Annotated in this window: 2 protein-coding genes; both read right to left on the bottom strand. The window is 70.0% G+C overall.

The features are described from left to right. The coding region (gene dapC / locus IBX53_RS15495) for a succinyldiaminopimelate transaminase (protein WP_290911088.1) at positions 1-1079 on the bottom strand (1079 nt) is incomplete at its 3' end. A 107-nt stretch (positions 1080-1186) separates the two neighbouring features. Further along, positions 1187-3082, bottom strand: a 1896-nt coding sequence (gene glnD, locus IBX53_RS15500; RefSeq protein WP_290911091.1) for a [protein-PII] uridylyltransferase, incomplete at its 5' end; no start/stop codon positions are given.

Consider the following 3082-nt stretch of genomic DNA (forward strand, 5'->3'; position numbering starts at 1 on the left):
CGACCCATATAGCTACCGGGCAGCACGCTGACGTGCTCCTCGGCGTAGAGCGCCCGGGTGAAGGCTTCGTCGTCGCCGCCGGGCACCGCCGGCCACAGGTAGAAGCTCGCCTCCGGCGCGGGGAAGTCCATCACCGGGGCGAGTATCTCGGTCACCGCGGCGAACTTCTCGCGGTAGGCGTCGCGGTTGGTGCGCACGTGGGCCTCGTCGTGCCAGGCGGTGATCGAGGCGCGCTGCACCGGCAGGGCCATGGCGCAGCCGTGGTAGGTGCGGTAGCGCTTGAAGGGGGCGATCAGCCCGGCGTCGCCGGCCACGAAGCCGGAGCGCAGCCCCGGCAGGTTGGAGCGCTTGGAGAGCGAGTGGAAGACCAGGCAGCGCCGGTAGTCGTGGCGGCCGAGCGCCGCGCAGGCCTCGAGCAGCCCCGGCGGCGGGGCGGCCTCGTCCAGGTAGAGCTCCGAGTAGCACTCGTCCGAGGCGATGATGAAGTCATGCTCGTCGGCCAGTGCGATCAGCTTCTGGAACTCGGCCAGCGGCGTCACTGCGCCGGTGGGGTTGCCCGGCGAGCAGATAAAGAGGATCTGCACCTGCCGCCAGGTCTCGGCGGGCACGGCGTCGACGTCGGGACGAAAGCCATGTTCGGCGGTGCAGTCCAGGTAGAGGGGCTCGCCGCCGGCCAGCAGGGTGGCCCCTTCGTAGATCTGGTAGAAGGGGTTGGGCATCGCCACCTTGGCGGGGCGGGTGCGGTCGAGTGCCGCCTGGACGAAGGCGAAGATCGCCTCCCGGGTGCCGTTGACCGGCAGCACCTGGCGCTCGGGGTCGAGGCCCGCGAGCCCGAAGCGTCGCGTGGCCCAGCCGCCGATTGCCTCGCGCAGCTCGGGCAGTCCCGCGGTGGCCGGGTAGCGGGCGAACTCGGCCTGGTGCTCGACCAGGGTGGCCAGCGCCGCCGGGTAGGGGGCGTGCTGGGGCTCGCCGATGGTCAGCGGCACGTGGGCCAGCCCCTCGGGTGGCGTCACGCCGGCCTTGAGGGCGGCGAGCTTCTCGAAGGGGTAGGGCTTGAGGGCGTCGAGATCGGGGTTCATGGGTGTCCAGGCGCGCCTCGCCGGCCGTGGCCTCGGGCGTCGTTGAGGTGGATCGTGACAGGAAGGGGCTCGATTATAGGGAAGCCCGGGGTTGGCCTCAAACGCGGCTAACCCGACACATCCAGCACCTCGACGAGCCGCTGGCGCAGCTGCGCCTGGCGTTCCGGGTCGGTGAGCGGTAGCCCGGCCTTGTCGGTGATGAAGAAGACATCCTCCACCTTCTCGCCCAGCGTGGCGATCTTGGCCGCGGAGAGGGCGATGTCCTGCTCCATGAAGATGCGCCCCACCCGGGCCAGCAGGCCGGGGCGGTCCGGGGCGATCAGCTCCAGCAGGGTGCGCTCGTTGGCGGGGTCCTGCTCGATGATCACCTCGGTGGGCACCCGGAAGTGGCGCAGCTGGCGCGGGGTGTGGCGGGTGACGATCTCGGGGTAGTCGTCCGGGTCGTCGAGCTCTCCCACCAGGTGGGCGCGGATCTCCTCGATGCGCCCCGGGTCGCGGATCGCCTGGCCATGGTCGTCGAGCACGATGAAGGTGTTCAGCGTCCAGTCGTTGCTGGAGGTGGCGATGCGGGCGTCATGGATGGAGAGGCCGAGCTGGTCGAGGGCGGCGGCGGTGGCGGCGAACAGGTCGTCCACCGAGCGGGTGTGGATGAATACCTTGGTGCCCCCCTCGGCCATGCCGTCGGCCGGGGCGCTGATCAGGATCAGCGGCAGCTGGCTGCCGCCGTGGGCGAGGATGCCCTGGGTCTGCCAGGCGATCTCGCTGGGGGCGTATTGCAGGAAGTACTCCTCGCCCAGCGACTCCCACAGCTGCTCCACGCTGGCCATGTCGGCGCCTACCGCGGCGAGCAGCGACAGCGCCTCGCCTCGGGTCTCGTTGACCGAGTCGTCGCGCTCCAGGGGGTTCTCCAGGCCGCGGCGCAGGGCGCGCTTGGTCTCGGCGTGGAGCTGGCGCAGCAGCGAGGCACGCCAGCCGTTCCACAGCGTCGGGTTGGTGGCGTTGATGTCGGCCACGGTGAGTACGTAGAGGTAGTCGAGGCGGGTCTCGTCGCCCACCAGGCGGGCGAAGTCGGCGATCACGTCGGGGTCGGTGGTGTCGCGTTTCTGGGCCACCATCGACATGGTCAGGTGGTGCTCCACCAGCCAGCCCACCAGGCGGGTGTCGCGGGTCGAGAGGCCGTGGCGCTCGGCGAAGACCTCGACGTCCCGGGCGCCGAGGAGCGAGTGGTCGCCGCCGCGCCCCTTGCCGATGTCATGGTAGAGCCCGGCGATCCACAAGAGCTCCAGCTTGGGTAGCTGATGGACGACGTTGGCGGCCACCGGGAAGGTCTCGCGGGCCTCGGGCTTGCGGAAGCCGTGGATGAACTTCAGCAGCCGCAGGGTGTGGGCGTCGACCGTGTAGATGTGGAAGAGATCGTGCTGCATCAGTCCCACCGCGCGACCGAACTCCGGCAGGTACTTGCCCAGCACCCCGTAGCGATTCATGCGGCGCAGCTGGCGGGCGACGTTGCCGCCGGAGCGCAGCAGCTCCATGAACAGGCTCTGGTGGCGCACGTCGTCGCGGTAGAGGTCGTCGATCAGGTGGCGGTGGTCCCGGATCAGGCGAATGGTATCGGCACGGACCCCCTCGATCTCCGGGTGCTCGGCCATCAGCAGGAAGAGCTCCAGCAGGGCCGCGGGACGGTCGCGGAAGACGTTGCGCGAGCGTGCCTGAATGTAGCCGCCGCAGATCTCGAAGCGGTCGTTGAGCGGGGTGGTCTCGAGCTCCTCGCCGGCGTGGAGGATCGCCTCGTCGAAGTGCTGCAGCAGCATGTCGTTGAGCCCGGCCAGGGCCGTCACGTGACGGTAGTAGCGCTTCATGAACTGCTCGACGGCGAGGCGCTCCGGGGTGTCGCGGAAGCCGAACAGCTCGGCGATGGTGCGCTGGTGATCGAACTGCAGGCGGTCCTCGGCGCGGCCGGTGAGCATGTGCAGGGCGTAGCGCACCTGCCACAGGAAGGCCTG

Origin of the sequence: Halomonas sp. (genome assembly GCF_014859505.1) — a bacterium.
Lineage (GTDB): Bacteria > Pseudomonadota > Gammaproteobacteria > Pseudomonadales > Halomonadaceae > Halomonas.